The 26,956-nt window shown below is 73.7% G+C and carries 27 protein-coding genes; 15 read left to right on the top strand and 12 right to left on the bottom strand.

Translation table 11 applies throughout. From position 1 onward, the window contains the following. Positions 1 to 3 precede the first annotated feature (3 nt). From OHA91_RS21185 to OHA91_RS21175, 3 genes are all read right to left on the bottom strand, one after another. Entirely contained in the window at positions 4 to 1,434 is a 1,431-nt protein-coding gene (locus tag OHA91_RS21185) for an FG-GAP repeat domain-containing protein (RefSeq protein ID WP_158714919.1), read from the bottom strand. 178 nt (positions 1,435 to 1,612) lie between these two features. After that, the gene (locus tag OHA91_RS21180; protein ID WP_328739749.1) at positions 1,613 to 1,786 is read right to left on the bottom strand and encodes a hypothetical protein; all 174 of its coding nucleotides are present in this window, start codon (positions 1,784 to 1,786) and stop codon (positions 1,613 to 1,615) included. Between the two features lie 309 nt (positions 1,787 to 2,095). Next, entirely contained in the window at positions 2,096 to 3,088 is a 993-nt protein-coding gene (locus OHA91_RS21175) for a helix-turn-helix transcriptional regulator (RefSeq protein WP_031158261.1), read from the bottom strand. A gap of 177 nt (positions 3,089 to 3,265) precedes the next feature. Here OHA91_RS21175 and OHA91_RS21170 point away from each other — a divergent pair, with 177 nt between their 5' ends. Continuing rightward, positions 3,266 to 3,532, top strand: a complete 267-nt coding sequence (locus OHA91_RS21170) for a hypothetical protein (RefSeq protein ID WP_245240313.1) — start codon at positions 3,266 to 3,268, stop codon at positions 3,530 to 3,532. 212 nt (positions 3,533 to 3,744) lie between these two features. Next, positions 3,745 to 3,888: a hypothetical protein gene (locus OHA91_RS21165; protein ID WP_158714917.1), complete on the top strand. Its 144-nt coding sequence runs from the start codon at positions 3,745 to 3,747 to the stop codon at positions 3,886 to 3,888. A 204-nt stretch (positions 3,889 to 4,092) separates the two neighbouring features. Here the strand turns inward: OHA91_RS21165 and OHA91_RS21160 are convergent, their stop codons facing one another. Together OHA91_RS21160 and OHA91_RS21155 are read right to left on the bottom strand one after the other, a co-directional pair. Then, positions 4,093 to 5,082 carry an aldo/keto reductase gene (locus tag OHA91_RS21160; protein ID WP_328739748.1) on the bottom strand — a complete coding sequence of 330 codons (990 nt, stop codon included), beginning with the start codon at positions 5,080 to 5,082 and terminating at the stop codon, positions 4,093 to 4,095. Between the two features lie 59 nt (positions 5,083 to 5,141). Further along, positions 5,142 to 5,834 (bottom strand): GDSL-type esterase/lipase family protein, encoded by a 693-nt coding sequence (locus tag OHA91_RS21155; RefSeq protein ID WP_031158254.1) that lies wholly within the window; start codon positions 5,832 to 5,834, stop codon positions 5,142 to 5,144. Positions 5,835 to 5,910: 76 nt separating this feature from the next. On the opposite strand from OHA91_RS21155, the gene OHA91_RS21150 reads away from it, so the two are divergent. Further along, positions 5,911 to 6,936, top strand: coding sequence for a WD40 repeat domain-containing protein (locus OHA91_RS21150; RefSeq protein WP_266500226.1), 1,026 nt, complete (start codon positions 5,911 to 5,913; stop codon positions 6,934 to 6,936). Positions 6,937 to 6,989: 53 nt separating this feature from the next. Here the strand turns inward: OHA91_RS21150 and OHA91_RS21145 are convergent, their stop codons facing one another. Then, complete coding sequence (locus OHA91_RS21145) at positions 6,990 to 7,913, bottom strand: DUF3027 domain-containing protein (protein WP_266500223.1); 924 nt, start codon at positions 7,911 to 7,913, stop codon at positions 6,990 to 6,992. Between the two features lie 328 nt (positions 7,914 to 8,241). Here OHA91_RS21145 and OHA91_RS21140 point away from each other — a divergent pair, with 328 nt between their 5' ends. The 4 genes from OHA91_RS21140 to OHA91_RS21125 all read left to right on the top strand — a co-directional run bounded on the left by OHA91_RS21140 (position 8,242) and on the right by OHA91_RS21125 (position 11,928). Beyond that, positions 8,242 to 9,618 carry an MFS transporter gene (locus tag OHA91_RS21140; RefSeq protein ID WP_031158247.1) on the top strand — a complete coding sequence of 459 codons (1,377 nt, stop codon included), beginning with the start codon at positions 8,242 to 8,244 and terminating at the stop codon, positions 9,616 to 9,618. A 232-nt stretch (positions 9,619 to 9,850) separates the two neighbouring features. After that, complete coding sequence (locus OHA91_RS21135) at positions 9,851 to 10,339, top strand: hypothetical protein (protein ID WP_031158245.1); 489 nt, start codon at positions 9,851 to 9,853, stop codon at positions 10,337 to 10,339. Between the two features lie 13 nt (positions 10,340 to 10,352). Then, positions 10,353 to 11,090: a futalosine hydrolase gene (locus tag OHA91_RS21130; protein WP_037634237.1), complete on the top strand. Its 738-nt coding sequence runs from the start codon at positions 10,353 to 10,355 to the stop codon at positions 11,088 to 11,090. Next, on the top strand, positions 11,065 to 11,928 hold the full coding sequence (locus tag OHA91_RS21125) for a 1,4-dihydroxy-6-naphthoate synthase (protein ID WP_031158239.1): 864 nt from the start codon (positions 11,065 to 11,067) through the stop codon (positions 11,926 to 11,928). The genes OHA91_RS21130 and OHA91_RS21125 overlap by 26 nt, the downstream gene beginning before the upstream one ends. A gap of 72 nt (positions 11,929 to 12,000) precedes the next feature. Here OHA91_RS21125 and OHA91_RS21120 read toward each other — a convergent pair whose 3' ends face one another. Beyond that, entirely contained in the window at positions 12,001 to 12,384 is a 384-nt protein-coding gene (locus OHA91_RS21120; RefSeq protein WP_030012939.1) for a cold-shock protein, read from the bottom strand. 177 nt (positions 12,385 to 12,561) lie between these two features. On the opposite strand from OHA91_RS21120, the gene OHA91_RS21115 reads away from it, so the two are divergent. Continuing rightward, the gene (locus tag OHA91_RS21115; protein ID WP_031158234.1) at positions 12,562 to 12,813 is read left to right on the top strand and encodes a hypothetical protein; all 252 of its coding nucleotides are present in this window, start codon (positions 12,562 to 12,564) and stop codon (positions 12,811 to 12,813) included. A 7-nt stretch (positions 12,814 to 12,820) separates the two neighbouring features. On the opposite strand, the gene OHA91_RS21110 is transcribed toward OHA91_RS21115, so the two are convergent. Next, positions 12,821 to 13,447 (bottom strand): HAD family hydrolase, encoded by a 627-nt coding sequence (locus tag OHA91_RS21110; protein ID WP_266500213.1) that lies wholly within the window; start codon positions 13,445 to 13,447, stop codon positions 12,821 to 12,823. A 123-nt stretch (positions 13,448 to 13,570) separates the two neighbouring features. On the opposite strand from OHA91_RS21110, the gene OHA91_RS21105 reads away from it, so the two are divergent. Continuing rightward, the gene (locus OHA91_RS21105) at positions 13,571 to 14,209 is read left to right on the top strand and encodes a SigE family RNA polymerase sigma factor (protein WP_266500211.1); all 639 of its coding nucleotides are present in this window, start codon (positions 13,571 to 13,573) and stop codon (positions 14,207 to 14,209) included. 9 nt (positions 14,210 to 14,218) lie between these two features. Beyond that, positions 14,219 to 15,031, top strand: coding sequence for a hypothetical protein (locus OHA91_RS21100; RefSeq protein ID WP_051893949.1), 813 nt, complete (start codon positions 14,219 to 14,221; stop codon positions 15,029 to 15,031). Between the two features lie 38 nt (positions 15,032 to 15,069). Here OHA91_RS21100 and OHA91_RS21095 read toward each other — a convergent pair whose 3' ends face one another. Further along, on the bottom strand, positions 15,070 to 16,077 hold the full coding sequence (locus OHA91_RS21095; protein WP_328739747.1) for a hypothetical protein: 1,008 nt from the start codon (positions 16,075 to 16,077) through the stop codon (positions 15,070 to 15,072). A 132-nt stretch (positions 16,078 to 16,209) separates the two neighbouring features. Here OHA91_RS21095 and OHA91_RS21090 point away from each other — a divergent pair, with 132 nt between their 5' ends. Continuing rightward, the gene (locus tag OHA91_RS21090) at positions 16,210 to 18,645 is read left to right on the top strand and encodes a helicase C-terminal domain-containing protein (RefSeq protein WP_037634232.1); all 2,436 of its coding nucleotides are present in this window, start codon (positions 16,210 to 16,212) and stop codon (positions 18,643 to 18,645) included. Between the two features lie 200 nt (positions 18,646 to 18,845). Next, the gene (locus OHA91_RS21085) at positions 18,846 to 19,445 is read left to right on the top strand and encodes a DUF4291 domain-containing protein (protein WP_031158220.1); all 600 of its coding nucleotides are present in this window, start codon (positions 18,846 to 18,848) and stop codon (positions 19,443 to 19,445) included. Positions 19,446 to 19,507: 62 nt separating this feature from the next. Here OHA91_RS21085 and OHA91_RS21080 read toward each other — a convergent pair whose 3' ends face one another. Next, on the bottom strand, positions 19,508 to 20,050 hold the full coding sequence (locus tag OHA91_RS21080) for a DoxX family protein (RefSeq protein WP_328739746.1): 543 nt from the start codon (positions 20,048 to 20,050) through the stop codon (positions 19,508 to 19,510). Positions 20,051 to 20,299: 249 nt separating this feature from the next. On the opposite strand from OHA91_RS21080, the gene OHA91_RS21075 reads away from it, so the two are divergent. Continuing rightward, positions 20,300 to 21,943, top strand: coding sequence for a DNA repair helicase XPB (locus OHA91_RS21075; protein WP_031158216.1), 1,644 nt, complete (start codon positions 20,300 to 20,302; stop codon positions 21,941 to 21,943). Here OHA91_RS21075 and OHA91_RS21070 read toward each other — a convergent pair. Beyond that, complete coding sequence (locus OHA91_RS21070; RefSeq protein ID WP_266500205.1) at positions 21,909 to 22,682, bottom strand: glycosyltransferase 87 family protein; 774 nt, start codon at positions 22,680 to 22,682, stop codon at positions 21,909 to 21,911. The two genes, OHA91_RS21075 and OHA91_RS21070, sit on opposite strands and share 35 nt — an antisense overlap. Before the next feature lie 220 nt (positions 22,683 to 22,902). Between OHA91_RS21070 and OHA91_RS21065 the strand changes: the two genes are divergently transcribed. After that, on the top strand, positions 22,903 to 24,132 hold the full coding sequence (locus OHA91_RS21065) for a serine hydrolase domain-containing protein (RefSeq protein ID WP_328739745.1): 1,230 nt from the start codon (positions 22,903 to 22,905) through the stop codon (positions 24,130 to 24,132). Positions 24,133 to 24,217: 85 nt separating this feature from the next. On the opposite strand, the gene OHA91_RS21060 is transcribed toward OHA91_RS21065, so the two are convergent. Continuing rightward, positions 24,218 to 24,403: a hypothetical protein gene (locus OHA91_RS21060; protein WP_031158209.1), complete on the bottom strand. Its 186-nt coding sequence runs from the start codon at positions 24,401 to 24,403 to the stop codon at positions 24,218 to 24,220. Between the two features lie 418 nt (positions 24,404 to 24,821). On the opposite strand from OHA91_RS21060, the gene OHA91_RS21055 reads away from it, so the two are divergent. Further along, positions 24,822 to 26,795 (top strand): HelD family protein, encoded by a 1,974-nt coding sequence (locus tag OHA91_RS21055; RefSeq protein ID WP_381623146.1) that lies wholly within the window; start codon positions 24,822 to 24,824, stop codon positions 26,793 to 26,795. Positions 26,796 to 26,956: the final 161 nt, after the last annotated feature.

Raw genomic sequence — 26,956 nt, 5'->3', positions numbered from 1 at the left:
CGGCTACCAGCCGCCGGTGCCGATCTCCTTGCGCGCCCCCAGACCCGTGCCGGTGCCCGGGTAGAGGTAGAGCTTTCCGGTGGCCTTCTCGACGCCGACGAGGTCGTCGTTCGCGTTCGAGGTGAAGTCGCCGCCGGTGAGGTCGTTCATGCCGTTCCAGCCGCCCGAGCCGATCTCGGTGCGGGCGTTCAGGCCGGTGCCGTTGCTCTTGTAGAGGAAGAGCTTGCCCGTCGAGGTCTCGGCCCCGACGATGTCGGCCTTGCCGTCGTTGTTGATGTCCATGCCGACCAGGTCGTGCATGCCGTTCCAGCCGCCGGACCCGATCAGGACGCGGGTGCCGCCGCCGCCGATGGAGCCGGCGCCGTTGCCCTTGTAGAGCCACAGCTGGCCCGTCGACTTCTCGACGCCCACGATGTCGGCCTTGCCGTCGCCGGTGAAGTCGCCGCCGACCAGGTCCTTCATGCCGTTCCAGCCGCCGGATCCGATCTCCTTGCGGGCGCCGACACCGCTGCCCGTGCCCGGGTAGAGGTAGAGCTTCCCGCTGGACTCCTCGGTCGCGACGAGGTCGTCCTTGCCGTCGCCGGTGAAGTCGCCGCCGGCGAGGTTGGACATGCCGTTCCAGCCGCCGCTGCCTATCTCCACGCGGGTGCTGCCGGTCGCGATGGTCCCGGCGGAAGTGCCCTTGTAGAGCCACAGCTTGCCGGTCGAGGCCTCCACGCCGACCACGTCGTCGACGGCGTCGCCGTTGATGTTGACCGCGACGAGGTCGGTCATGCCGGGTGCGGGCGCCGGCGGCGTGGTCACGTCGTCCACGACGTTCTTGTTGCGCACCGGGACGAAGGGGCCGTAGCCGTCGTAGTACGGGTAGTCGTAGACGCGGTGGTGGACTCCGCTGGGGGTGAAGTCGAAGCCCCAGTACTTGGTGCGGCTGGAGTCGACCCACTTCTCGAAGAGGACGATGTGGCCGTTGGGACCGGAGCCGTCGTCGAGGAGGGCGTCGCCCGCCTTCAGCTCCCCCTTGGAGATCTGCTCGGTCACGCCGCGGGGGCCGAAGGTGTCGGTGAGCAGCGAGGAGTCCAGGTCCCAGGCCATCGAGACGAACCCGGAGCAGTCGGTGCGGTAGCCGCCGTGGCGGCCGCCCCCGCCGTAGCGCAGGCCGATGCCGACCCAGCTCTTGGCACGGGCGATCACCGAGCTGCGGGTGATCTTCGTGCTGGCCGCGGAGTAGAGCGACGCCCGGACCTCTCCGTCGACCGGCTCCTCCGCGCCCTGGCCGGTGCTGCCGTAGTCGTCTGCGACGGGGGTTTCGGCGGTGGCGGCCGCCGGGGCGGCGAACGCCGCGGTGTCGACGGCGACCACGGTGCCGGCGGCGACGGCCCCGGCGATGAGGGCGGCTACGGCGGCATGGCGGGTGTTCAACCCGTATCGGGACATGGCTGTGCTCCGGTTCTGGTCAGGTGAGGTCTGGGGGCCGGGAGCGGGGGCTCGACCGGCGGTGATGCGACGTGTGGCGTGCGACGTGCGACGTGCGAGGTGTGGCGGACGGACAGCTGTCCTGCAGGTACAGCGGTCCTGGGGGCCCTGCGGGTGGGTGCGGGCGCGGCCGGACGGGCTAGCGGGGGCTGGTCACCGCGGTGAGCGGGGGGAGCGGGGTGCCCGCCGGGCCGGCCGTTCCGGTCGCCGGGGCCGGGTGGGCCGGGGCGTGGGCGGAGGCCATCGGTGCGACGGAGGTGATGCCGAGGGTGAGGGCGACGACCGCGGTGGCCCGGAGGATTCCAGTACGCATGGGAGTGGTTCGTCCTTCCTGAACGAATGGGCTGGTGGCGTGAACCCGTCGCCCTCGGACGTCCCGCGGTGGCGTCCGTTCAGGGCTTTCAGGGCCTTCGGTGCTCGTCTCCGGGGGGCTGCCCCGGTGACAAGCAATAGATTCGCCGCTGTCCGGGCCGGGCGGAAGAGAGATCGACTGGCCCGAAAGGGCCATGGCCGGACCTGTCCACACTGGCCTGATCCGCTCCCCCGCACACACGAAAGCCGCCGGGCGGGACCACTCTCGCGGTCCCGCCCGGCGGCTTTCGTGTTCCGTGTGTCGTGACTCCTAGGCGCGCGTGGGCAGCCAGCCCTCCTGGACGGCACGGACCCCGGCCTCGAAGCGGCTGCGGGCGCCGAGGCGTTCCATCAGCTCGTTCGCGATGCGCCGGGCCGTGCGCGAGGAGACCCCCAGCCGCTTGGCTATCGCGTCGTCCGTGTGCCCTTCCGCCAACAGCCTTACGGCGGCCGCCTGTTGCGCGGTGAGGCCGTCCGGCCCCAGGACCGCCACCTCCGCCAGCGGCTGCGCCTGCGCCCACGTCGACTCGAAGAGCGCGCAGAGGGCGACCAGCATGCCGTGGCCGGTCAGGACGACCGCGCCCGCCGCGGAGTCGTCGCTCACCGGGATCAGCGCCGTCCTGCGGTCGACGATGAGCATCCGCGTCGGCAGCGACGCCACCGTACGGACCTGCCCGCCCAGCTCCGTGAGCCAGTTGGCGTGCTCGACGGAGGGCCGGCTGTTGCGCACGCTGTCGAGATACAGGGTGCGCATGCGGACGCCCCGTTCGAGCAGCGTCCTGTTCAGAGGGCGCGAGGCGGCCAGGGCGGACTCGCTCAGTGTGGCGTCCGGCGAGAACGCCAGCAGCTCCTCCTTCGTCTCCCGGGTCAGCGCGACCAGCCGGTCGCGGACGGCGTCGAGGCCGATCAGCTGCTCCACTCCGGGATGGCTGGCGGTCGGCCGCAGCTCCGAGTACTCGGAGATCAGCCGGGCCGCGGCGGCCCGGGACGCCTCCAGCCGCTGCTGCTGCGCGGCGAGTTCGGCCTGCCCCCGGGCCATCAGGATCTCCATCCCGATGTCCGGGGAGACGGCGCGCAGCCGCCCGCTCTCGTCGGCGGACGGCTGGACCAGGGCCAGCTCGCTCAGCAGGTCCAGGGCCTCGCGCACGTCGCCCTCGCCGATCCCCACGGCATCGGCGAGCGCGGTGACGCCCGACCCGGGTTCCATGAGCATGGCGCGGTAGACGGCCTCGGCTCTCGCGTCGAGGCCCAGTTCGGTCAACATGTGGTTCCCCCCACCCCGTTGGTACTCCGATGGGAAAGATCATCTCAAAGAAGCGCCGGTTGGACAGATGTGTCCACGGCCACAAACGGCCAGCCGGATGGGTGTCCTGCACGGGTCCGTCGGGGCGACGGTGGAGTCATGTACCTCGTCCATGCCCGTCTGCGGACGGTGCCTCCGGTGGAAGTACCCGATGATCTGCGCGCGGCGGCCCGTGCGGGGCTGTGCCCGAGGGACCGGGTGGAGCACCTGGCCGTGCACCCGCAGTCCGCGGAGCACTTCACCCTCGGCTTCTACCTGCTCTCGGACTCCCTGGAGGAGGCGGAACGGCACGCGGAGGCCGTCTGCCGCCGCCTGCTCGGCGCGCGGGCGCTGCCTGCCGCACACCTGCTGGACGTGGGCGTCCCCCTGATGCCGCTGTCCGTGCTGGAGCGACGGAGCCCCTGACGGCGTCGTGTCGTGTCGTGTCGCGGGCGGGGGCGGTCCGTGTCCTCATCCGTCCACGGACGGTTTGGGCCAGCCGATATCCCTTCTCCCCCCGCTGAGCTGCGGCTTAGCTATGTCTCACCGGAAAGGGACAGCGCCACCGCGGGGTGCGGGACCGACCGGGAAGCCACCGTCGACACGCCTCACGGCACCCCGAAAGGACACCGGACACCATGAACTCCACCCGCATCTTCAAGGCCGCCGCGGTCGTCGCCCTCGCCCTCGTCCTCGGCACCCCGGCGGTCGCCTCCGCCGCCCCGCTCACCGCCGCGAAGCCCCCGGTCGCCGCGCAGAACGGCGACATGAGCTGGCAGTGACCGCCCGGCCACGGCCGGCATCGCACCCACCACGGCACAGCCCCTGCGTCCACGATGCGGGGGCTGCCGCGTTAGGCTCGACGGGTGGATCCCAAGACCAGAAACCGTGTGATGGCCGGCGTGCTCGTGCTGATGTTCCTCGTCGTCGCCGTGGCGGCCGCCACCGGCCAGTAGTACCGACCGGCGGCGGCCTCCGGGCGACGGCTACCAGGCGAAGGCCTCCGGGGACGGCCCCGGCCCGGGGAAGACCTCGTCCAGCCCGGCCAGCACCTCCTCGCCCAGCTCCAGCTCCACGGCGCGCAGCGCCGAGGCGAGCTGCTCCGGCGTGCGCGGCCCCACGATCGGCCCGGTGACCCCGGGACGTGTCAGCAGCCAGGCCAGCCCGACCTCGCCCGGCTCCAGGCCGTGCTTGTCGAGCAGGTCCTCGTACGCCTGCACCTGCGCGCGCACCGCGCTGTTCGCGAGGGCGTCCGCCGACCGTCCGGAGGCCCGCCGGCCGTCGACGACCTCCTTCTTGATCACACCGCCGAGCAGCCCGCCGTGCAGCGGCGACCACGGGATGACCCCGAGCCCGTACTCCTCGGCGGCCGGGATGACCTCCATCTCCGCGCGCCGCTCGGCGAGGTTGTAGATGCACTGTTCGCTGACCAGGCCGAGCCGCCCGGTGCGCGCCGCGACCTCGTTTGCCTGGGCGATCTTGTAGCCGGGGAAGTTCGAGGAGCCGACGTAGAGGATCTTGCCCTGCTGGACGAGGACCTCGACGGCCTGCCAGATCTCCTCGAAGGGGGTCCGCCGGTCCACGTGGTGGAACTGGTAGAGGTCGATGTAGTCGGTCTGCAGCCGCTTGAGGCTGGCGTCGACGGCCCGCCGGATGTTCAGCGCCGACAGGCGGTCCTCGTTGGGCCAGGTGTCCCCCTCGCGGGACATCGAGCCGTAGACCTTGGTGGCGAGCACGGTCTTCTCGCGGCGCCGGCCGCCCTGGGCGAACCAGGTCCCGATGATCTCCTCGGTGCGGCCCTTGTTCTCGCCCCACCCGTACACGTTCGCCGTGTCGAAGAAGTTGATCCCCGCGTCGAGGGCGGAATCCATGATCGCGTGGCTTTCGGGCTCCCCGGTCTGGGGTCCGAAGTTCATGGTGCCGAGTACAAGTCGGCTGACCTTGAGGCCGGCACGTCCGAGCTGTGTGTACTTCATGGGGCACTAGCCAACTGCTTCGAGTGCACTCGAAGCAAGACCCGTTCGTGAATGGTGTGTTACGCGCCGCGCTCGGGGCGGTAGGGGCCGCCGATGCCCCAGGCCTGGTGCAGGACCGCGGCGAACTCCCCCGCCAGCCGGTGCTCGCCGGAGGCGTTGGGGTGGGTGCCGTCGTAGGTGTCCCGGTGGATGTCGTACGAGGCCGGGCGCGCTGCCAGCAGGATCGGCGAGGCGTCCGAGGTGAGGTCGGCCACGGCCTTGGCGAGGAGCTCGTTGAAGCGGGCCACCTCGGCCGCGAACGGGGCGTCCTCCTCGGCGCGGCTGTTCGGGATGACCGGCAGCAGCACCATGCGGACGCCGGGGTGGGCGGAGCGGGCTCCGGCTGTGAAGCGGCGGACGTTGTCGGCGGTCTGCTCGGCGTCGGTGTAGAAGCCGAGGTCGATCAGCCCCAGGGAGACCAGCAGGACGTCCGGGCGGTGTGCGGCGACGGTCTCGCCCATGACGGGCGCCATGTGCTGCCAGCCCTCGCCCCAGCCGGCCAGGTGGCGGCGGGCGTGCTCCGGGAATCCCGGGTCGGCGTACTCGTGGCTGACGGGCGCGTCGGCGGCGGTGTCGTAGACCTCGCAGCGCGGGCCGACGATGCGGTAGGGGCCGCCGAAGGTCGAGTTGAGGTGCTGCCACATCCGGTAGCGCCAGGTGTAGTCGCCGGCGCGTCCGATGGTCATGGAGTCGCCGACGAACATGAAACGCATCCGGTCATCATCGCGGATCGCGCGACAGAAACCCCTGTGACGCCGGACACGCGGCACGTACTGGCAGGCTGGGAGGATGCGCCTGCCCCTGCCGTCCGCCGCCGCCCTCGCGACCACCGCCACCGCGACCGCCCTCGCCGCCGCCGTCGTCGCCGCCGTGCTGCCGGGCACGGCATCCGCCGCGCAGTCCCCCGGGTCGTCCTCGTTCACCATCTCCGATCCGAGGATCAAGGAGTCGAGCGGGCTGGCGGCCAGCCGCGTCCATCCGGGCGTCTACTGGACGCACAACGACAGCGAGGACGGCCCGTACGTCTACGGGGTGGACTCGGCCACCGGCAACACGGTGGCCCGGGTGACGCTGACGGGGATCGGCCGGCCGCGCGACGTGGAGGCGATCTCGCTGGGTCCGGACGGGCAGCTGTACGTCGGGGACATCGGCGACAACCGGGGCGGCACCTGGGACCACGTGTGGATCTACCGCTTCCAGGAGCCGCGGCAACTGGGTGATGTCACGCTCAAGGCAACGCAGTTCACGGTGCGGTACGAGGACGGGCCGCGCGACGCCGAGTCCCTGATGGTCCATCCGGTGACGGGCCGCGTGTACATCGCGAGCAAGAACGAGAGCAAGGGCGGCCTGTACGAGGGTCCCGCGGAGCTGTCGACGGGCGGGGCCAACGTCTTCCGGCGGGTCGCCGACGTCCCGTGGGTGACGGACGGCGCGTTCTCCCCGGACGGGAACCGGCTGACGCTGCGCGGCTACTTCACCGCCCGGGCGTACCCGTGGAAGGACGGCCGGCCGGAGGGCGAGGGCGAGCGGGTGGACGCGCCGTGGCAGGGGCAGGCGGAGTCGGTGACGTACACGTCGGACGGCTCCACGCTCATGTTCGGCTCGGAGGGCGCGAGCAGCCGGGTGATCGCGGTCCCGGTGGCCGCGGCCTCCTCGCCCGGCGGTTCGGCCTCGCCGCAGCCCGGGTCGCCGCCGGACGCGGCGACCTCGCCGGAGCCGACGGGCAGCTTCGGCAAGGGCGCCCTGGTCCTGGCGGGCGGTCTGGTCCTGGTCTTCGCTGCCAAGCGCCTCTTCCGCCGCCGCGCGCGGGACTGACGGCGCGGAGGGGCCCGTACTCCCTCCGGCGGGCCCGCAGGCCCCCGTACGGGTTACGAGTGGCCGAGGTCCAGATCCGCGGCCTGGGCGTCCGGGACCGGGACCGAGCCCGTGTCGGCGGCCGGCCGCAGGACGAACTCGTCGGAGGCCATCGAGTCGAGGACCGGCGGGGCCGGCCTCGGCGGCGCCGGCATGACCGCGGCCTCGGAGTGGCCGCCGCAGCCGTAGGACAGCGACACCAGGCGGCCGTCGGCCGGGCTGAACTCGTTCGCGCAGACGCCGAAGGCCTGGCCGAGCGAGCCGCCGACGGCGACGAGGAAGCCGCAGGAGACACAGGACGCGGGGGCGGCCTGCGCCATCGGGGTCTTCGCGCCGAAGGACTCGTCCCAACGGTCGGCCGCGCTGTGCAGCCCGTAGCGGGAGAGCACGCGCGCCCGGCGCATGCCGAGCTCCTCGGCGACCGCCGTGATGGAGCCGCGGACCGGGACGGTCACGCGGTCGGTGACGTCGGCGTCCTCGGCCTCGACGAGCTCGGCCATCTCGGTGGAGACCACGGAGTTCGGCGGCGGGGCGTCCTCGCCCGACCAGCCCGGCTCCAGCCGCAGGTCGTCGGCCTCGGTGGGCAGCAGGTCGCCGGGGCCCATGTCGCCGGGGCGCAGCCGCTCGCTCCACGGCACCCACTCGGGGGCCAGCAGGGCGTCGTCGCCGGGGAGCAGCACCGTTTCGTCGAGGGTGACGTTCTTGGCGCGGGAGGCGCGGGCCACGGTGACGGCCCAGCGCCAGCCGCGGTATCCCGGTTCCTTGGACTCGAAGAAATGGGTGACGACGCGGTCGCCCTCCGCCACGGCGGAGACGTGGGCGCCCACCACACCGGGGAAGGCTGCCTCCTCGGCGGCCGCGCGGGCCAGTTCCACCGCCTCGACGCAGAGGCGGTCGGGGGTACGCGGGGTACGGCTTCGCGTCGTCGCAGCACTCACTGGTCTCGTTCTCTCCTACGCCGTCTCACGTGTGCGCCGTCCGTACTGTCGTCCACAACGACCCGGTGGTGCTGTCCGTACGAGGCGCGGGCGGAGCGGACCAGAGGGCCGCGTCGACGTCCGCACCCGATCGGACTCCGGGCGCACCTCACTGCGATCCATTCTGCGGGATCACGAAGAGGCGCGCGGCCAGGAGCAACCGCCGGTGGCGCGCTACGCACGCTACCTCCTCTTAAGCCCTGGGCACACATGCAAGGTCCGATTCGCGGACAAGCCGCCGGTTCCACGACGCGCCGGGAGGCTCCCCGTGGGGGCCGGGTGGGGCACTATGTCGAGTGTGGCACCCGTACGGTCGTCCGACGACGGCTCGGGACCGGCCAGGCGGGCCGGCCGGGCTGTCGGGCGTGCCCTGCACCGTCCGATCACCGGTCCGGCCAAGGGGATCCGGCGGGCCACGCACGCGCACGGGGCGGGCGAGTCGGGCCTGGGCAAGCTGATCGAGCTGCACGCGATCAACGGCGCGGGCGACATGATGATCACGGTGGCGCTGGCGTCGACGGTGTTCTTCTCGGTGCCCACGGACGAGGCGCGGGGCCGGGTGGCCCTGTACCTGGCGATCACGATGGCGCCCTTCACCGTGCTGGCCCCGGTGATCGGTCCGCTGCTGGACCGGCTGCCGCACGGCCGCAGGGCCTCGATGGCGGCGGCGATGCTGGCGCGGGCGCTCCTCGCGGTGATGATGTCGGGCGCGGTGGCCACTGGGGGGCTGCAGCTGTATCCGGCGGCGCTGGGCGTGCTGGTGGCGTCCAAGTCGTACGGGGTGGTGCGCAGCGCAGTGGTGCCCCGGCTCCTCCCGCCGAATTTCTCACTCGTCAAGGCGAACTCCCGGGTCACGCTGGCCGGTCTGCTGGCCACGGGCGCGGCGGCGCCGGTCGCCGCCGGACTGAACTCGATCGGGCCGCAGTGGCCGCTGTACGGGGCCTGCGTCGTCTTCTTGTGCGGCACCTTCGCGGCGTTCACGCTGCCGCACAAGGTGGACGAGGCGAAGGGCGAGCGGCGCGCCCGGCTGTCGACGCACGAGGCGCACTCGAAGCGGCCCGGGCTGCGGACGGTGAGCCGGAGCGTGCTGTGCGGGCTGCTGGCGAACGCGGCGATGCGCGGGCTGTCCGGGTTCCTGATCTTCTTCCTGGCGTTCCTGCTGCGGGAGCATCCGCTGGCGGGGCAGAGCGCGGCGGTGTCGCTGGGCATCGTGGGCGTGTCGGCGGGTGTCGGCAACGCCTGCGGCACGGCGGTGGGCGCGTGGCTGCGGGCGCGGGCGCCGGAGGCGATCATCGCGTCGGTGCTGTGCGTGACGCTCGGCGTGGCGGTGCTGGCGGCCGTCTTCTTCAGCGGGCTGTTCGTGGCGGTGCTGGCCGCGACGGCGGGCTTCTGCCAGGCGCTGGCCAAGCTGTCGCTGGACGCGATGATCCAGCGGGACGTGCCGGAGGCGGTGCGGACCTCCGCGTTCGCCCGTTCGGAGACGCTGCTCCAGGTGGCGTGGGTGCTGGGCGGGGCGATCGGCATCGTGCTGCCGCTGAACGGCGTACTGGGCATGTGGGTGGCGGCGGCGATCGTCGCGATGGGCGCGACGATGGCCGTCCGCGGCGTCATCTCGGCCCCCCGCCACCACCCCCAGCAGCGCACCTCCCGCCCCCGGGTCGCTTGACCCCTCGCCCCCGACGCACAGGCCCGGCCCCGCCGGCGTCCGAGGCGCGGGGGCCCGGGGGCCCGGGGGCAGCGCCCCCGCAACGGCGGCGCGCCCGGTCCGAAAGGTTCACCCGGGCGGGAGCCGAACGGCGGCGCGCCCGGGCCGAACGGTCACCCCGGCGGGAGCCACGCCGCAGGCCCGCGGGACCCCGTGCAGCGGCGCAGCCCAGGGGCCCGATAGCCTTCGGCTCATGACCGCACCGCTTTTCTCGGGTAGGGCCCGCCGCAGCGTCGCGGCCCTCGGAGCCGTGTCCGCCGGCCTCCTCCTCCTCTCCGCCTGCGACAAGCCGACCCCGCTCGCGACCGTGACGGTCGGCAGCGAGTCGGTGTCCGCCGAGGCCTCTTGCCACAACGACGGCAAGGAGCTCTCCGTGGACGAGGTCCAGGAGTGCCTCACGAACCTGAAGAACCCCAAGACCATCGAGTACGGCCGTGGCGACACGCTGCGGCTCGGTGTCGAGCCGGAGATCGTCGAGGACGGCAAGCGCTGGTCGGCGGTGCTCGACGGCCAGCCGATCACCGAGCCCTCGTCGAACACGTACCGCAGCTTCCCGGGCGCCGACGTCTTCGCGACGGGCGGCCAGGGCGAGGCCCCGACCTCGAAGAAGCTGGCGTTCCTGCAGATCGACGCGGCCGGCAAGCCGCTCGCCGTCTGGTCCTACAACCTCAAGCTCAAGTAACCGGACGACACCGGTGCGCGCGCTCGTCGTGACGGCGGTGGGGGCGGAGTCGGACTCCGTCCTCACCGGTCTGACCCCTCATCCGGACAGTCCCGGCCCTGAGCCGCGCACACTTCCCGGCAGTTACCCCATCACCCGCCGGGACCTGCCGGGCATCGCCTTCGACGTGCTCGTCGGCGGCGTCGGTCCGGCGGCGGCCGCCGCGGGCACCGCCACGGCGCTGGCCCTCGCCGAATACGGGCTCGTCGTCAGCGCCGGCATCGGCGGCGGGTTCGCGCCCGCCGCACCGGTCGGTTCCCTCGTGGTCGCCGATGCGATCGTCGCGGCAGACCTGGGGGCGCAGACCCCCGACGGGTTCGTCGACGTGGCGTCGCTGGGCTTCGGGCGCAGTGTGCACCTGCCGCCCGCCGAGCTGGCCGCCCGGGCCGCCGAGGCGACCGGGGCGCTGCTGGCGCCCGTGCTGACCGTCTCCACCGTGACCGGGACCGCCGACGGGGCGGCCGCTCTCGCGGCCCGGCATCCGATGGCCGGGGCCGAGGCCATGGAGGGCTTCGGGGTCGCGGAGGCCGCCGCCGCGCACGGGCTGCCCGTACTGGAGATCCGCGCCGTGTCCAACGCCGTGGGGCCGCGCGACCGTGCCGCCTGGCGGATCGGGGACGCGCTGGCGGCGCTCGCCGAGGGCTTCCGCGTACTGGGGCCCGTACTCGCGAACTGGGGAGAACGCCATGAGCAACACCGTGGTCGAAGCTGAACCGCTGAAGATCGCCTATTCGCCCTGCCCGAACGACACGTTCGTCTTCGACGCGTGGGCGCACGGCCGGGTGCCGGGCGCGCCGGCCCTGGACGTCACCTTCGCGGACATCGACATCACCAACGGCATGGCCGAGCGCGGTGAGCTGGACGTGCTGAAGGTGTCGTACGCGGTGCTGCCGTGGGTGCTGGAGGAGTACGCGCTGCTGCCGTGCGGCGGTGCCCTCGGGCGCGGCTGCGGCCCGCTGGTGCTGACCCGCGAGCCGGGTCTGGACCTGGCGGGCAGGACGGTCGCGGTGCCGAGCGAGCGCTCCACCGCCTACCTGCTGTTCCGGCTGTGGGCGGCCGACGTGCTGCCGGAGGGCGTCGGCAAGGTGGTCGTCCTGCCGTTCCACGAGATCATGCCGGCGGTCCGCGACGGCCGGGTGGACGCCGGACTGGTCATCCACGAGGCCCGGTTCACCTATCAGGAGTACGGGCTGCACTGCCTGGCCGACATGGGCGAGCACTGGGAGTCCACGACCGGCCTGCCGATCCCGCTCGGCGCGATCATCGCCAAGCGGTCGCTGGGCGCGGAGCGGCTGCGCGCGCTGGCCGCGTCGGCGCGCGCCTCGGTCCGGATGGCCTGGGACGACCCGCAGGCCTCCCGCCCGTACGTCCGCGCGCACGCGCAGGAGCTGGACCCGGCCGTGGCCGACCAGCACATCGGGCTGTACGTCAACGAGTTCACGGCGGACCTGGGCGACTCCGGCTACGCGGCGGTGCGCGGGCTGCTGACGCGGGCGGCGGCCGAGGGACTGGTACCGGCCATCGCGCCGGGCGCGCTCACCTTCCCGTAGGGGTCTTCGCGCCGCGCGCGGCTGCGCCCCGCCCCTCGTGCGAGGGACGGGGCGCAGGCGTGCGTACGCGGGTCAGACGTCGAGCTGGTCGGCCACCGCGCGCAGCAGTCCGGCGATCTTCGTGCCGTGCACCTTGTCGGGGTAGCGGCCGCGCTCGAGCATCGGGGTGATGTTCTCCAGCAGGGTCGTGAGGTCCTGCACGATCGAGGCGAGCTCGTCGGGCTTGCGGCGCTGGGCAGCCGCGACGGAGGGCGCCGGGTCCAGGACGGTCACCGAAAGTGCCTGGTCACCGCGTTGTCCGGCGACGACGCCGAACTCGACTCGCTGACCGGGCTTGAGGGCATCGACCCCGGCAGGGAGCACCGACGAGTGGACGAAGACGTCACCGCCGTCGTCGCGGGAGAGAAAGCCGAAGCCCTTCTCACTGTTGAACCACTTGACCTTGCCGGTAGGCACGTCCGTCCTCTGTCCTTGTGCTCGTCGGGGTCCGGAGGGCCGCGAACGGCTCCGGACAACAGCGCAGCGGGCCATGTGTGACCCGCCACCTCAAGGCTAATGGTCGGGGGCCGGGTGACAAGACGTTCCCCGGTCCTTCACGGTCGGCTGCTTCGGCCAGGGAACTACCCTGGTGGGGTGACTGTTACTCCTCATTCAGACGAAGCGCGGCCCGGCGACGGACTGGTCAAGGCCGGCGGCATCGTGTTCATCGCCGGGGCCGTGGCCACTCTGGCCACGATGGCCCCGCTGTTCCTCGACGTGGACCCGTTCCCGTCGTACGCGTGGGCCGTCTGCATGCTGATGGGCGTCGGCTTCGCGATCTCCGCCGCGGGCGTGCTGCGCTCGGCGGCCGCCCAGCGCAAGGCGGCGCGGGCCTCCCAGTCCTAGGCCGTGGCTAGACGGGCTGTGCGGCGACGTACTGCGTGAGCCATTCGGGCAGGGCGGTGAGGTCCGGCAGGATCACGTCCGCGCCCGCCGCGCGCAGTTCCGGCTCCGGGCACGGGCCGGTCGGCACGGCCACGGACAGCGCGCCGGCCGTGCGGGCGCCGCGTACGTCGCCGACGTGGTCGCCGACGTAGACCTGCGCGCCGTGCTCGCGCAGCGCGCCCGCCTTGGCCTCCGCCCACAGCCAGCCGATGACCGCGTCCGGCTCGATGCCGAGGTGCTTCAGGTGCAGGCGGGCGTTGGGCTCGTGCTTGGCGGTGACGACGATCGCGCGGCCGCCCATGGCCTGGACGGCGGCGACCGCCTCGCGGGCGCCGGGCATCGCGGGGGTCGGCTCGATGGCGTGGCCGGGGTAGATCTCCCGGTAGCGGTCCGCCATGGCCGGGATCTCGGCCTGCGGGAACCAGTGCGCGAGCTCCTCGTCCAGCGGGGGGCCCAGGCGGGTGACCGCCGCGTCGGCGTCGATGTACGTGCCCGTCTCGGCCGACAGCGCCCGGTAGGCGGCCCGGATGCCCGGGCGGGAGTCGATGAGGGTCATGTCGAGGTCGAAGCCGACGGTGAGGTTCATACCGCCCATTGTGCCGAGGCGGGCGGACGGCCGTGAACGGTGCGGCGAACCTTCCCGGAACTCGTGTTCAACCTTTTCGGCGCGGCGGCGCTCAGGACGGGGGTGACGGACACGATGTGAGAGGGAGGGCGGATGCCACCAGGCGCCGAACACAACGCAGCGCGGGACTTCGGGCCCGAGTACGGGCAGGGGCACGGGCCCGGACACGGGCAGGGGTACGGCCGGGGGCAGCACGGCCCCGGCCCGGCGGCCGAGCGCGACGCGGCGACCGGCGGCCTCGACTTCGAGACCTTCGCCCGGACCGCCCAGCGGGGGCTGTACCGGACCGCGTACCTGCTGTGCGGGAACGCCGACGGCGCCCGTGATCTGACCCAGACGACGCTCGCCAAGCTGTTCCAGCACTGGCGGCGGGTGGCCGCCGCCGACCACCCGCAGGCGTACGCCAGGACCGTGCTGACCCGCACCTTCCTCGCCGAGCGGCGCCGCCGGCTGCGGGACCTGCTGGCCCACCGGCGGGCCGACCCGCCGCCGGCCCCGCACCACGCCGACCTGCGGGTCACGCTGCTCGCCGCGCTGGCCGAGCTGCCGCCGCGGGCCCGCGCGATGGTCGTCCTGCGCTACTGGGAGGACCTGAGCGTCGAGACGGTCGCGGAACTGCTGCGGTGCAGCGAGGGAACGGTCAAGAGCCAGTGCTCGCGCGCGCTGGCGAAGCTGCGCGTGCGGCTGGGCGACGCCCACGTCTACGCCACCGACTACGCCACCGAGAGCTGAGGAGACGTCATGGGTACCAATGAGGACACTGCCGACGCCCGTACCGCTCTGCTGGTGCGCGAGGCGATGGACCGGGCGACCGCGGAACTGCCCGCGCTGATGGACCTGGCGGGCCCGGCCCGCGCGGAGGGCCGCCGCCGCAAGGCGCGCGTACGGGTGGCGATCGGCGCCGGGGTGCTGGCCGTCGCGACGCTCGGCGCGGTCACGGCCTCGCTGCTGCCGGGCGGTGGCGGGCAGCGCCCGGTCGAGGTCGTGGTGGCCGCGCCGCCGTCGCCGACGGCTCCGCCGCAACCGCTCCACATCGAGCCGACGCCGGGCGAATCGTCGATGGCCGACCTGCCGCCCGCCGAACGGGCCCGGCAGGAGAACTTCCAGAACCAGGCCGTCGGCGTGCTCCAGAGCCTGCTGCCCCCGACGGTGGGCACCGTGCAGCGCACGGACCTGAGGGTGAACTTCTTCCAGGCCACCAAGGACGGCACGGCGTTCCCGGTGGTCTTCTCGGTGCGGCCGTCGGGCGAGAAGCCCCAGCCCTGCCAGGAGGTCCGGGGCCGCGTCTGCGCGAAGGCCGTACTGCCCGGCGGCATCGAGGCCCACGCCTCGACGATCCCGACCGGCACGGCCACCGAGACGGAGGTCTCCTTCCGCTACGGGAAGTGCAACGTCAGGCTGTCGGTGTTCCCGCACGAGGCGTCGAACACGTCGGCGCCCGTCACCCCCGCCCAGCTGCTGGAAGTGGCCAAGTCGCCCGCATTCCTCGACCTGGTCAGGGCCGCCGAGGCACAGCCGATGGAGAAGGAGCAGCGGAGCATCCCCGGCGGCTGACCGGTGGCGCGCTGCCGGGACGCTCCTCGGTGACGGGCTCAGCGCCGGCGGGCGCGCCACACCAGGTACAGCACGGACGCCAGCGCGGCGCCCCGCAGCAGCCACGGCCACATCCCCTGGACCGCACCGCCGACCTGGTCGTCGGCCAGGGTCTCGCCCCACTTGCCGTTGGTGCGGCCCCACAGCCACACCGCGGCGCCCGCGAGGACCACGCCGGGCGGCCCGAAGACGGCCCACTTGCGTTCGGCGGGCCGCAGCACCCGGGAGGCGTACGGCAGGAGCCAGCCGATGACGAGCAGCAGCCAGTGGCCGCTGACGACACCGACGACGAGGACCGCCGCGGCCAGCAGCAGGAAGGCGTTGGGGCGCGGGCGGGCCGGGGCGGCTGCGGCCTCCGGCTGCGCCCCGGCCTCCTCGGCGGCCTCCGCCTTCGCGCGCCGCCGCTCGCGCAGGAACCGTACGAGGGTCCGCGTGCGCGAGTCCGGCGGACCGGGCGGGGCCCCGTCCTCCTCCTCCGCGTCCTCCTCCGGCCCTTCCTTGAACAGGTCCGGGATCTCGATGCCGCCCGCGAAGCCGTCGACCTGCGGGCCGCGTCCGTAGGTGCCGGGCGTCATCCGCCACCAGTCGGGCTCGGCGCCTCCGGACGGGCCGAGTTCGTCCAACCCGGCGAGGTGCGGCGGTACGTTCTCCGCTTCGGGCTCCCGTGCCAGCGTCGGCCGCGGCGGGGGCACCCCGGGCAGGCGCAGGCGGCCGGGGGCCCGTTGGGAGGGCACCGATGGGGCCGGTTCGGCGGGGGCGGCGGCGGGGGCCGCGCCCTGCCGGGAGCCGAGGGTGTCCAGGACCTCCTCGGGCGTGCCGATCCGGTCCAGGATGCGGCGGACGGCCGCCGGGGTCTCCGGGTCGTACTTGGCGCGCCGACGGTCGATCTCGTCCCGCAGGCCCGCCACGAGCCTCATCCGGTCGCCGGAGGAGAGGTGGCGGCGTTGCGCCAAGTCCCCGACGGCGCTCAGATATTCGTAGACCAGGTGGTCGCTTTCGATCCCCACGCCCAGGCTCCTCCCGTACCGCCTCTCCCGAAGGTAGCGCGTGCGCCCGTGGAGCCGCCCCGGGCGCAGCGGATACCGTTGGCCGGATGGGGACCGGCCGATACGACCGGCCGACGCGACCGGGAGGCGACTGTGCCCGAGCCAAGCACTGCTGCGGGAGCTCCGGAGAGCGGGACCGGGGCGAGCTCCCCGCGTTCCCTCGCCGAGGCGCTGCGCGCCCGCGACGACGCCGCGCTCTCCGCCCTGCTGCACTCCCGCCCCGACCTGCTGAACCCGGTGCCGGGCGACGTGACCCAGCTCGCCACGCGCGCCGGGACCCGGGCCTCGGTGGTGCGGGCGCTGGAGCGCCTGGACCGGTTCACGCTGCAGACGGCCGAGGCCCTCGCCGTGGCCCCGGACCCGTGCCCGTACCCGGTGCTGGAGGGGCTGCTGACCGGCGGCGAGGACGAGCGGGCCCGTGCCGCGCTCCCCGGCGCCCTGGGCACGCTGCGCGACCAGGCGTTGGTGTGGGGCGACGAGGACCGGCTGCGTCTGGTGCGCACCGCCCGCGAGCTCCTCGCGCCGTCCGCGCAGCGGCCGTCGCCGACCGGGCTCGGGCCGACCGTCGCCGAGGCCACGGCCGGGATGTCGCCGACGCGGGTGCAGGAGATCGTGGCGGCGGCCGGGCTGCCCGCCACGCACGATCCGGTCTCCGCGGTCACGGCGCTGACCGCGCTGTTCACCGACCCGGAGCGGATGTCGGCGCTGCTGGACGAGGCCCCGGCCGAGGCGCACCAGGTGCTGGGGCGGCTGGTGTGGGGGCCGCCGTACGGGGAGGTGACCCCGAACCCGGCGCCGCCGGTGCGCTGGCTGCGCGACCGGGGGCTGCTGCTGCCCGCGACGGCGCGGACCGTGGTCCTGCCGCGGGAGGTGGCGCTGCACCTGCGCGGCGGCCTCGCCCACAGGGACACCTCGCCGGTGGCTCCGCCGGTGACCGTGCACCGCGAGCACCGTCCACAGCTTGTGGACGCGAACGCCGCCGGTCAGGCGCTGGCCGCGCTGGCCACCGTCGAGGAGCTGGTGAAGTCCTGGGAGCACACCGGTCCGCCGGTGCTGCGGGCGGGCGGGCTGTCCGTACGGGACCTGAAGCGGGCCGCGGCCGTCCTGGACGCCACCGAGGCGTCGACGGCGTTCTGGATCGAACTCGCCTACGCGGCGGGGCTGCTGGCCAGCGACGGGGAGGCCGACGAGCGGTACGCGCCCACCCCGGCCTTCGACGACTGGCGCGAACTGCCGCCCGCCGAACGGTGGTCGGCGCTGGTCGCCGCCTGGCTGCCGGCGACCCGTACGGCCGGCCTGGTCGGCGAGCAGGACGCGAAGGGGCGCACGCTGTCGGTGCTCGGCCCCGAACTGGACCGCTCCGCCGCGCCCGAGGTGCGCCGGCGGGTCCTGGAACTCCTCGCGGACCTGCCGGAAGGCGGCTCGCCCGACACGGAGGCGGTGCTGGCGCGGCTCGCGTGGGAGCGGCCCGTGCGCACGACGAGCGACCTGCGGGCCCGGCTCGCGGGCTGGGCGCTGACCGAGGCGGAGGTCCTCGGCGTGACCGGCCGGGGCGCCCTGTCGGGGCCCGGCCGGGCCCTGCTGGAGCACCGGGACCCGGCGCCGCTGCTGGCGCCGCTGCTGCCGGAGCCGGTGGACCACGTGCTGCTCCAGGCCGACCTGACGGCGGTGGCGCCGGGACCGCTGCGCCGGCCGCTCGGGGACACCCTCGCCGTGCTCGCGGACGTGGAGTCCAAGGGCGGGGCGACGGTGTACCGCTTCACACCGGGGTCGGTGCGGCGGGCGCTGGACGCCGGGCATGCCGCCGCCGATCTGCACGCCTTCCTCAAGGAGCACAGCCGTACGCCGGTGCCGCAGCCGCTGGCGTACCTGATCGACGACGTGGCCCGCCGGCACGGGCACCTGCGGGTCGGCGCGGCCTCCTCGTACCTGCGGTGCGACGACGACGCGATGCTGGGCGAGATCCTGGCGGACAAGCGCTCGGCGGCGCTGGGCCTGCGCCGGCTGGCGCCGACGGTGCTGGCCGCGCGGGCCGAACCGACCGCGCTGCTGGAGGGGTTGCGGGCGATGGGGTACGCGCCGGCCGCGGAGTCGGGCACCGGCGACGTGCTGGTGGCACGGGCCGACGCCCACCGCACCCCGGCCCGCTCGGCCCCCGTACCGGTGCCGGACGGTCCGCCGGTGCCGGACGCGACGCTGCTGGGGGCGGCCGTACGGGCGATCCGCGCGGGCGACATGGCGGCGACGGCGGTCCGCAAGGAGCCGGGGCCGGCGTCCGCGGTACCGGGCGAACTCCCGCGCACGAGCGCGGCGGAAACCCTGGCGACGGTCCAGGCGGCGGCACTGACCGGGTCGGCGGTGTGGATCGGCTACGTGAACGCGGACGGCGCGGCGAGCCAGCGGGTCATCGCCCCGGTGCGCGTCGAGGGCGGCTTCGTCACCGGCTACGACCACACGGCGGACGAGGTCCGCACCTACGCCCTCCACCGCGTCACGGGCGTGGCAGAACTGGCGGACGACCACCTCTGACCCACCCGCCGCACAGCCGGCCCCGCCCCCTCCGGCCCCGCCGGCGATCGGGGCGCGGGGGCCCGGGGGCAGCGCCCCCGCTCTTCCAGCCCCGCCGGCGTTTGAGGCGCGGGGGTCCGGGGGCAGCGCCCCCGCAACGGCGCGGCACCCGCAGGGAAAACGGCTGGCGGCGTGGCCCCGGCGCCGGACACCCTGAGGCCATGCACGCCGTACCGCACCGCCAGATCCGCGCCGCCCACACCGACACCACCGTCACCGTCTACCAGGCCTACGCGCCCCACCTCGGGGTCCCGGCGGCCCGCGACAACCGCTTCCCGCCCGCCTGGAAGCGCGAGCGGATGACGTGGATCAAGCCGTCGTTCCTGTGGATGATGTACCGCTGCGGCTGGGCCACCAAGGCCGACCAGGAGACGGTGCTCGCGGTCGAGATCACCCGCGAGGGCTTCGACCGGGCACTGCGCGAGGCCTGCCTGTCGCACTACGAGGCGGGCGTGCACGCCGACCGGGCGGCCTGGCAGGAGTCGCTGCGCCGGGCGCCCGCCCGCGTGCAGTGGGACCCGGAGCGCAGCCTGCGCCTGGGCCCGCTGCCCTACCGCTCGCTCCAGCTGGGCCTGTCCGGTCCGGCGTCGCGGGCGTACGCCGACGAGTGGACGGTCTCCATCCGCGATGTGACCCCGCTGGTCCGCGAGGTCCACGGCCTGCTCCGGTCGGGCGCGGAGGGCGCCGAGGACGCGGCCCGCGCGCTGCTGCCGGTGGAGACGCCCTACCCGTCGGGGCCGCTGGAGCACCTGGGCGCCTGAGCGCGCCCGCCCTGCCGTGCGCTGCCGTGCCGTGCCCTGCCGTGCCGTGCCCTGCCGTGCCGTCAGTCCCGGATGAGCAGGACGATGAAGCCCACGACGGCACCGACCAGCAGTGCGAGCAGGCAGTAGCGGGGCCGTGATTCGCGCAACACCGGGAGGTAGTGGTCGGCGGCGTAGCGGCCGGGCCCGGTGAGCGTGAGGGCGATGACCGCGGCGAAGAGCACCACTTCGAGTTCCACGCCCTTGGGCGGGAAGTAGGCGTCGAGGCCGCGGACGTCGAGGATGTTGATGAAGACGCCGGTGAGGGCCGCGCCGGCGAGCGGGGTGAGCAGGCCGAGGGCGAGACCGAGGCCGCCGAGGGTCTCGGAGAGGCCGGCGATGACGGCCATGGCGTCCCCGGCGGGATAGCCGGCCATGGAGAAGCCCTTGCCGGTCGCGGTGAGGCCGGGGCCGCCGAACCAGCCGAAGAGCTTCATCGTGCCGTGGCCGGCCATCGTGAGGCCGACGACGAGCCGGAGCACGAGCAGGCCGACGTCGTGGACGACGGTGGAGGCGGGGGGCGAGGAGTCGAAGAGGAGCGAGCGGTCGAACCGTGTCTGCGTCATGAGCGTCCGTTCGTCAGGAGCGTCCGGTCCCCCCTGGTCGCCTGAGCGACGGCCACCCTATGACGGTGCTTTCACGATCATCCGTCCGCAACGTCGTGGGGTGCCGTCCTCGACCCGTTCGGCCCCGGCGCGGCTCGCCCCGGGGCGATGCGGCGGGTCCGGGCGGCCGGCCCGCCGGGCGCCGTGTTCCCAGCCCCGGCCCCGTACGGCACACTGGAGGTTTGACCTGAGTGAAACGGGGCGCCGCGCGTGAATGGTCCACTAATCGTCCAGAGCGACAAGACCCTCCTGCTCGAGGTCGACCACGAGCTCGCCGGAGCCGCGCGCCGCGCCATCGCTCCGTTCGCCGAGCTGGAGCGGGCACCCGAGCACATCCACACCTACCGGATCACCCCGCTCGGGCTGTGGAACGCCCGGGCCGCCGGACACGACGCCGAGCAGGTCGTCGACGCGCTCGTGGAGTACTCCCGCTACCCCGTGCCGCACGCGCTGCTCGTCGACGTCGCCGAGACCATGGCCCGCTACGGCCGCCTCACCCTCTCCAAGCACCCCGTGCACGGCCTGGTGCTGACCAGCACCGACCGGCCGGTGCTGGAGGAGATCCTGCGGTCGAAGAAGATCACCCCGCTGGTCGGGGCCCGGCTCGACCCCGACACCGTGGCCGTGCACCCCTCCGAGCGCGGGCAGATCAAGCAGACGCTGCTCAAGCTGGGCTGGCCGGCCGAGGACCTGGCCGGCTACGTCGACGGCGAGGCGCACGCGATCGACCTGGCCGAGGACGGCTGGGCGCTGCGCCCGTACCAGCAGCAGGCCGTCGAGGGCTTCTGGCACGGCGGCTCCGGCGTGGTCGTACTGCCCTGCGGCGCCGGCAAGACGCTGGTCGGCGCGGGCGCGATGGCGAAGGCGAAGGCGACCACGCTGATCCTGGTCACGAACACCGTCTCGGCCCGCCAGTGGAAGCACGAGCTGGTGAAGCGGACGTCGTTGACGGAGGAGGAGATCGGCGAGTACTCCGGCACCCGCAAGGAGATCCGGCCGGTCACGATCGCCACCTACCAGGTGCTGACGACGAAGCGGAAGGGTGTCTACCCGCACCTGGAGCTCTTCGACTCCCGGGACTGGGGCCTGATCGTCTACGACGAGGTGCACCTGCTGCCCGCGCCGGTCTTCAAGTTCACCGCCGACCTCCAGGCGCGGCGCCGGCTCGGCCTGACGGCGACGCTGGTGCGCGAGGACGGGCGCGAGTCGGACGTCTTCTCGCTGATCGGGCCGAAGCGGTTCGACGCCCCGTGGAAGGAGATCGAGGCGCAGGGCTACATCGCGCCCGCCGACTGCGTGGAGGTCCGGGTCAACCTGACCGAGTCCGAGCGGCTGGCGTACGCGACTGCCGAGACGGAGGAGAAGTACCGCTTCTGCGCGACGACGGCGACGAAGCGGAAGGTCACCGAGGCGCTGGTGCGCAAGCACCGGGGCGAGCAGACCCTCGTCATCGGGCAGTACATCGACCAGCTCGACGAGCTCGGCGAGCACCTGGACGCGCCCGTCATCAAGGGCGAGACGTCCAACGCGCAGCGCGAGAAGCTCTTCGACGCCTTCCGCCAGGGCGAGATCAGCGTGCTGGTCGTCTCGAAGGTCGCGAACTTCTCCATCGACCTGCCGGAGGCCACGGTCGCCATCCAGGTGTCGGGCACCTTCGGTTCGCGCCAGGAGGAGGCGCAGCGCCTGGGCCGCGTCCTGCGCCCGAAGGCGGACGGCCACGAGGCGCGGTTCTACTCGGTCGTCGCGCGGGACACGATCGACCAGGACTTCGCCGCGCACCGCCAGCGGTTCCTCGCCGAGCAGGGGTACGCCTACCGGATCATGGACGCCGACGAGCTGCTGGCGAACGACTGACCGACCGGCCGTGGGCGGTGCGGACCCGCGCGACGAGCACCGCGAGCAGCGGGACGCACCAGACCCACAGGCCCGGCCCGTCCAGCACGAGGGCGCGGCCGGTGGTGGCCAGGTGCCGGGACCAGAACGCGGCGGACTCCTCGGGCAGGACCAGCCGCCCGAGCAGGGCGGTGGCGGCGAGGGCGGCCAGCGCCGTCAGCCCGGCCCGCACCCGGCGGGTGGCCAGCAGGTACGGGACGAGGACCGCCGGGGTCAGGGTGATCCCGGCGGCGATGCCCAGCGCGAAGCCCTTGCCGAGCGCGGCGCCGGGGCGGGCGAGGTCCCACACGACCAGGCAGGCCAGGGCGAGGTTGATCTGGCCGGGGAGCGGGGCCTGGAAGATCGGCTCCAGCCACAGTCCGGCGATGGTGGCGGCCAGGACGGGGCCGGTCCTGGCCGGCAGCCCCGCGAGGCGGCAGGACAGGGCGATCAGCAGGGCGAGCAGTCCGGCGTTGCCGAGGACGAGCACGGCCTTCAACAACCCGGTCGGCAGCCAGGCGGCGGGCGTGAACAGGATCGCCGCGAACGGCGGATAGCCGGCGGGCGGGCGCCACTCGGCGGCCGAGAAGTCCTCGACGAGGTCATCGGCCACCGGGACGCGCAGGGCGATGCAGAGCACGCCCAGCACGAGCAGCGAGCCCGTCACCAGCACACCGGCGAGGGACGCCGGCGAGCGGCTGGGGGCGGGGCTCAAGGTCACGCGCGTGACCCTAGTGGATCTAGGCGTTCACTCACAGCTCATTGCAACGCGCATCCAGACCGCCCATTGCATTCAGCGTCATATTCATTGCAACGAGAGCCAGTATTTGCTCAGAATTACAGGGAATAGGCCCCTCAATGTTCGTTGACTGATCAGTGAACGCAATGTAGCTTCGGAGTCGTTCAGCAGTTCTCGAACACAGACCACGGGGAGATTCATCATGGGCAAGAGCAACGGCGGCTTCTCCGGAGCAGGGCTGCGCAAGGTGCGCGACGTGCTGACGCGGCACGTCGACTCGGGGAAGATCCCCGGAGTGGTCGCCCTGATCGGCTGCGGCGAGGAGACGTACGTCGAGGCGGTCGGGACGATGCGCCACGACGGCGGCGCGCCGATGGGCCGGGACACGATCTTCCGGATGGCGTCCACCTCGAAGCCGGTCACCATGGCGGCGTCGATGGCCCTGCTCGACGACTGCGCGCTGCGGCTGGACGACCCGGTGGACCAGTGGCTGCCCGAACTCGCCGGCCGTCAGGTGCTCAAGCGGATCGACGGCCCCGTGGACGACACCGAGCCCGCGCGGCGCCCGATCACCGTACGGGACCTGCTGACCTCCACCTTCGGCCTCGGCATCGACCTGACGGCACTGGGCTCCCCGATCATGAACGCGATCTTCGAGGGAGGCGTCTTCAGCCAGGGCGCCGTGCCGCTGCCCGAGCAGGACGAGTGGATGCGCCGCCTCGGCACGCTGCCGCTGATGCGCCAGCCCGGCGAGCACTGGCAGTACCACCTCAGCCACGACGTCCTCGGCGTGCTCGTCTCACGCGTCACGGGCAAGCCCTTCGAGACGTTCCTGCGCGAGCGCGTCCTCGACCCGCTCGGGATGAAGGACACCGCCTTCCACGTGCCCGCCGACAAGATCGACCGGCTGCCTCCCAGCTACGCCCCCGACCCGCAGACCGGGGAGTTCACCGTGTGGGACGAGGCGAAGGGCGGGCAGTACAGCGCGCCTCCCGCCTTCCAGGCGGGCGGCGGCGGGCTGGTCTCCACCGTGGACGACTACCACGCCTACTTCCGGATGCTGCTGAACCACGGCACCCACGCAGCCGAGCGGATCCTGTCCCGGCCCGCCGTCGAGCTGATGACCACCAACCGGCTCACCCCCGAGCAGGAGGCCACCCGGTCGGCCCTGGCCCGCGGCGCCGTCCACGTGTCCTTCGGGCAGGGGCAGCAGGGCGGCTGGGGCTTCGGGATGGCGGTGCGCACCTACCGCGGCGACTACGCGCCCGTCGGCCAGTTCGGCTGGGACGGCGGAACCGGCACCTCGGCGTACGCCGACCCGGAGAACGGGCTCACGGGCGTCCTGCTCACGCAGGTCGGACTGACCACTGCGGCTCCGGCTCAGCTCATCCACGACTTCTGGACCACGGTCTACCAGGCGGTCGACGCCTGACACCGCGCCGAGGCCGCGGGCCCGGGCACGGCCGGGGGGCGGGGCCACAGGGCGGGAGCGCAGGGCGGGAGCGCAGGGCGGCGCCTCAGCGGCGTATGACGCCCGCGTCCTCGGCGTACTCACCCAGCACGACGACGCTCACGGCGGCCGCCGCGAACACCTTCGCGGCGTGCAGCATGCTGCCGAGGCGGTGGCGGGGCGTGGAGTCGGAGACGGCGGTGGCGCCGCTCGGGCGGCCGCCCTGAATCGGGGTGAAGGTTGCGGTGCTCATGAATCCATGGTGCTCCGCCGCCGCCGGATCCACATCGCTCCGGAGGCCTAATCCCACGGCCCCCGGCCTCCTCCTCCCGTCGCATGCCGCCCCCAGGCGACCCTCCCCAAGGTCTGACACTCCCGGGTACGACACCCGTACGGAGGTCCCGGGCCCGGCGGATTTCCGGCCCGGTGAATTCGTTCGCGCGGGCGCGCCGCGCTGGCTAGAATCTCCGCTCTTGCCGCCTCCCACCGCCTCATCGGGGAGAGCCGCCCGCCGGCCGGAAACCGGGGGCTTCTGTTCCGTACCAGCAGCTGGAGGCATTCCCGTGCCCGCGCACGCCCCCGAGACCACCCCCGACGACGCGACCGCGCCCGCCGACCCGCTGGGCCGCGAACGGGCCCACCTCGCCGCCTCGCGCTCCGCCCTGCGCGCCATGCGCGAGGACGTCGAGGCCCTCGACATCCGAGACGTCACCGCGAACTGGGTCAACGCGATCGTGCTCCAGGCCCAGATCGACGAGCGCATCAAGGCCCTCGCCGACCTCGCCCACACACCGCTCTTCTTCGGGCGCCTCGACTACCTCCACGCCCCCGGCGCCGACCTCGCCGAAGGCGCGGAGGGCGAACAGTTCTACATCGGCCGCCGCCACGTCCACGACGCCGACGGCGACCCGATGGTCATCGACTGGCGCGCGCCCGTCTCCCAGCCGTTCTACCGGGCGTCCAAGAAGGACCCGCAGGACATCGCACTGCGCCGCCGCTTCGGCTACACCGGCGGCGAGCTCACCGCGTACGAGGACGAGCACCTGTCCGACCCGGCCGAGGCGGCCGCCGTCAGCAAGCTGCTCCAGCAGGAGATCGAGCGCCCGCGCGTCGGCCCCATGCGGGACATCGTGGCCACGATCCAGCCGGAGCAGGACGAAATCGTCCGCTCCGGCCTGTCCGGCTCCGTCTGCGTGCAGGGAGGCCCCGGCACCGGGAAGACGGCCGTCGGCCTGCACCGGGTGGCGTACCTGCTGTACGCGCACCGCGAGCGCCTCGCCCGCACCGGCACCCTCGTCATCGGGCCGAACCGCTCCTTCCTCCACTACATCGAGCAGGTCCTCCCCGCCCTGGGCGAGCTGGAGGTCAAGCAGGCCACCGTCGACGACCTGGTCGCCCGCGAGGGCCTGGAGGTGCGCGGCACCGACCCCGCCGAGACCGCCGTCGTCAAGGGCGACGCCCGCATGGCGGAGGTGCTGCGCCGCGCAGTCCGCTCGCACGTCGGCCGCCCCACGGAGCCCCTGATGGTGGTCCGCGGCTCACGCCGCTGGCGCGTGCCGGCGTACGAGCTGGAGGAGATGGTCGAGGAACTGCAGAACCGCGACATCCGCTACGGAGCCGCCCGCGAGGCCCTCCCCCAGCGCATCGCGCACGCCGTCCTGGTCCGCATGGAGCAGGCGGGCGAGGCCCCGGACGACCGCGTCCAGGACGCGGTGGCCCGCAACGCGGCCGTGAAGGCCGCGGTCAAGGAGGTCTGGCCGCTCGTCGAACCGGCGAAGCTGGTCCTGCGGCTGCTCTCCGACCCGGACTTCCTCGCCGAGCACGCGCAGGACGTCCTGACGGCGGACGAGCAGAAGCTCCTGCTGTGGCCCAAGCCGTTCCGGAGCGTGAAGTCGGCGAAGTGGTCGGCGGCGGACCTGGTCCTCATCGACGAGGCGTCCGACCTGGTGGAACGCACCCACTCGCTCGGCCACGTCGTCCTCGACGAGGCGCAGGACCTCTCCCCCATGCAGTACCGGGCCGTGGGACGCCGCTGCACGACCGGCTCGGCGACGGTCCTGGGCGACCTCGCGCAGGGCACCACGCCGTGGGCCACGCGCAGCTGGGACGAGGCCCTGGCGCACCTGGGCAAGCCGCAGGCGGTGCTGGAGGAGCTGACGGCGGGCTTCCGCGTACCGCGCGAGGTGATCGCCTACGCCTCCCGCCTGCTGCCGTCGATCTCCCCCGGCCTGGCCCCGGTCTCCTCGGTCCGCGAGACGCCGGGTTCCCTGCGGATCGCCGAGGTCACGGATCTCGACGCAGCGGTGCTGGAGGCCTGCCGCGAGTCCCTCACCCACGAGGGCTCGATCGGCCTGATCGCGGCGGACGCCCGGATCCCCGCCCTGGCCGAGGCCCTGCTGGCGGCGGGCCTGCCGTACCTGTCCCCCGGCGAGGAGACGACGGCGGAGTCCCGCCTGACCCTCGTCCCGGCCTCGCTGGCGAAGGGCCTGGAGTACGACTACGTGGTCCTCGACGAGCCCGCGGCGATCGTCGACGGCGAACCGGACGAGCGGACCGGCCTGCGCCGCCTGTACGTCTGCCTCACCCGAGCCGTCTCGGGCCTGACGGCGCTCCACGCGGCCCCCCTCCCGCCGGCCCTGGCCTGACCGCCCGGCCCTTGCCTGACCGCCCGGCCCTTGCCTGACCGCCCGGCCCTTGCCGCCGTTCCCCGGGGCTCCGCCCCGGACCCCGCGCCTCGAACTTCCCCGGCCACCGCGGGGAGGCGCCCCCGGGCGGGGCTGGTTCTCCCGGCCGCGGAGCGCGATTT

Origin of the sequence: Streptomyces erythrochromogenes (assembly GCF_036170895.1) — a bacterium.
GTDB lineage: Bacteria > Actinomycetota > Actinomycetes > Streptomycetales > Streptomycetaceae > Streptomyces > Streptomyces erythrochromogenes.
This window is presented reverse-complemented; position numbering and strand designations above follow the sequence as displayed.

Coding starts and splice junctions, on each gene's coding strand:
- OHA91_RS21185 (WP_158714919.1), bottom strand. CDS start 1,434: ATGTCCCGATACGGGTTGAACACCCGCCATGCCGCCGTAGCCGCCCTC.
- OHA91_RS21180 (WP_328739749.1), bottom strand. CDS start 1,786: ATGCGTACTGGAATCCTCCGGGCCACCGCGGTCGTCGCCCTCACCCTC.
- OHA91_RS21175 (WP_031158261.1), bottom strand. CDS start 3,088: ATGTTGACCGAACTGGGCCTCGACGCGAGAGCCGAGGCCGTCTACCGC.
- OHA91_RS21165 (WP_158714917.1), top strand. CDS start 3,745: ATGAACTCCACCCGCATCTTCAAGGCCGCCGCGGTCGTCGCCCTCGCC.
- OHA91_RS21160 (WP_328739748.1), bottom strand. CDS start 5,082: ATGAAGTACACACAGCTCGGACGTGCCGGCCTCAAGGTCAGCCGACTT.
- OHA91_RS21155 (WP_031158254.1), bottom strand. CDS start 5,834: ATGCGTTTCATGTTCGTCGGCGACTCCATGACCATCGGACGCGCCGGC.
- OHA91_RS21150 (WP_266500226.1), top strand. CDS start 5,911: ATGCGCCTGCCCCTGCCGTCCGCCGCCGCCCTCGCGACCACCGCCACC.
- OHA91_RS21140 (WP_031158247.1), top strand. CDS start 8,242: ATGTCGAGTGTGGCACCCGTACGGTCGTCCGACGACGGCTCGGGACCG.
- OHA91_RS21135 (WP_031158245.1), top strand. CDS start 9,851: ATGACCGCACCGCTTTTCTCGGGTAGGGCCCGCCGCAGCGTCGCGGCC.
- OHA91_RS21125 (WP_031158239.1), top strand. CDS start 11,065: ATGAGCAACACCGTGGTCGAAGCTGAACCGCTGAAGATCGCCTATTCG.
- OHA91_RS21110 (WP_266500213.1), bottom strand. CDS start 13,447: ATGGGCGGTATGAACCTCACCGTCGGCTTCGACCTCGACATGACCCTC.
- OHA91_RS21105 (WP_266500211.1), top strand. CDS start 13,571: ATGCCACCAGGCGCCGAACACAACGCAGCGCGGGACTTCGGGCCCGAG.
- OHA91_RS21100 (WP_051893949.1), top strand. CDS start 14,219: ATGGGTACCAATGAGGACACTGCCGACGCCCGTACCGCTCTGCTGGTG.
- OHA91_RS21085 (WP_031158220.1), top strand. CDS start 18,846: ATGCACGCCGTACCGCACCGCCAGATCCGCGCCGCCCACACCGACACC.
- OHA91_RS21080 (WP_328739746.1), bottom strand. CDS start 20,050: ATGACGCAGACACGGTTCGACCGCTCGCTCCTCTTCGACTCCTCGCCC.
- OHA91_RS21065 (WP_328739745.1), top strand. CDS start 22,903: ATGGGCAAGAGCAACGGCGGCTTCTCCGGAGCAGGGCTGCGCAAGGTG.
- OHA91_RS21060 (WP_031158209.1), bottom strand. CDS start 24,403: ATGAGCACCGCAACCTTCACCCCGATTCAGGGCGGCCGCCCGAGCGGC.
- OHA91_RS21055 (WP_381623146.1), top strand. CDS start 24,822: ATGCGCGAGGACGTCGAGGCCCTCGACATCCGAGACGTCACCGCGAAC.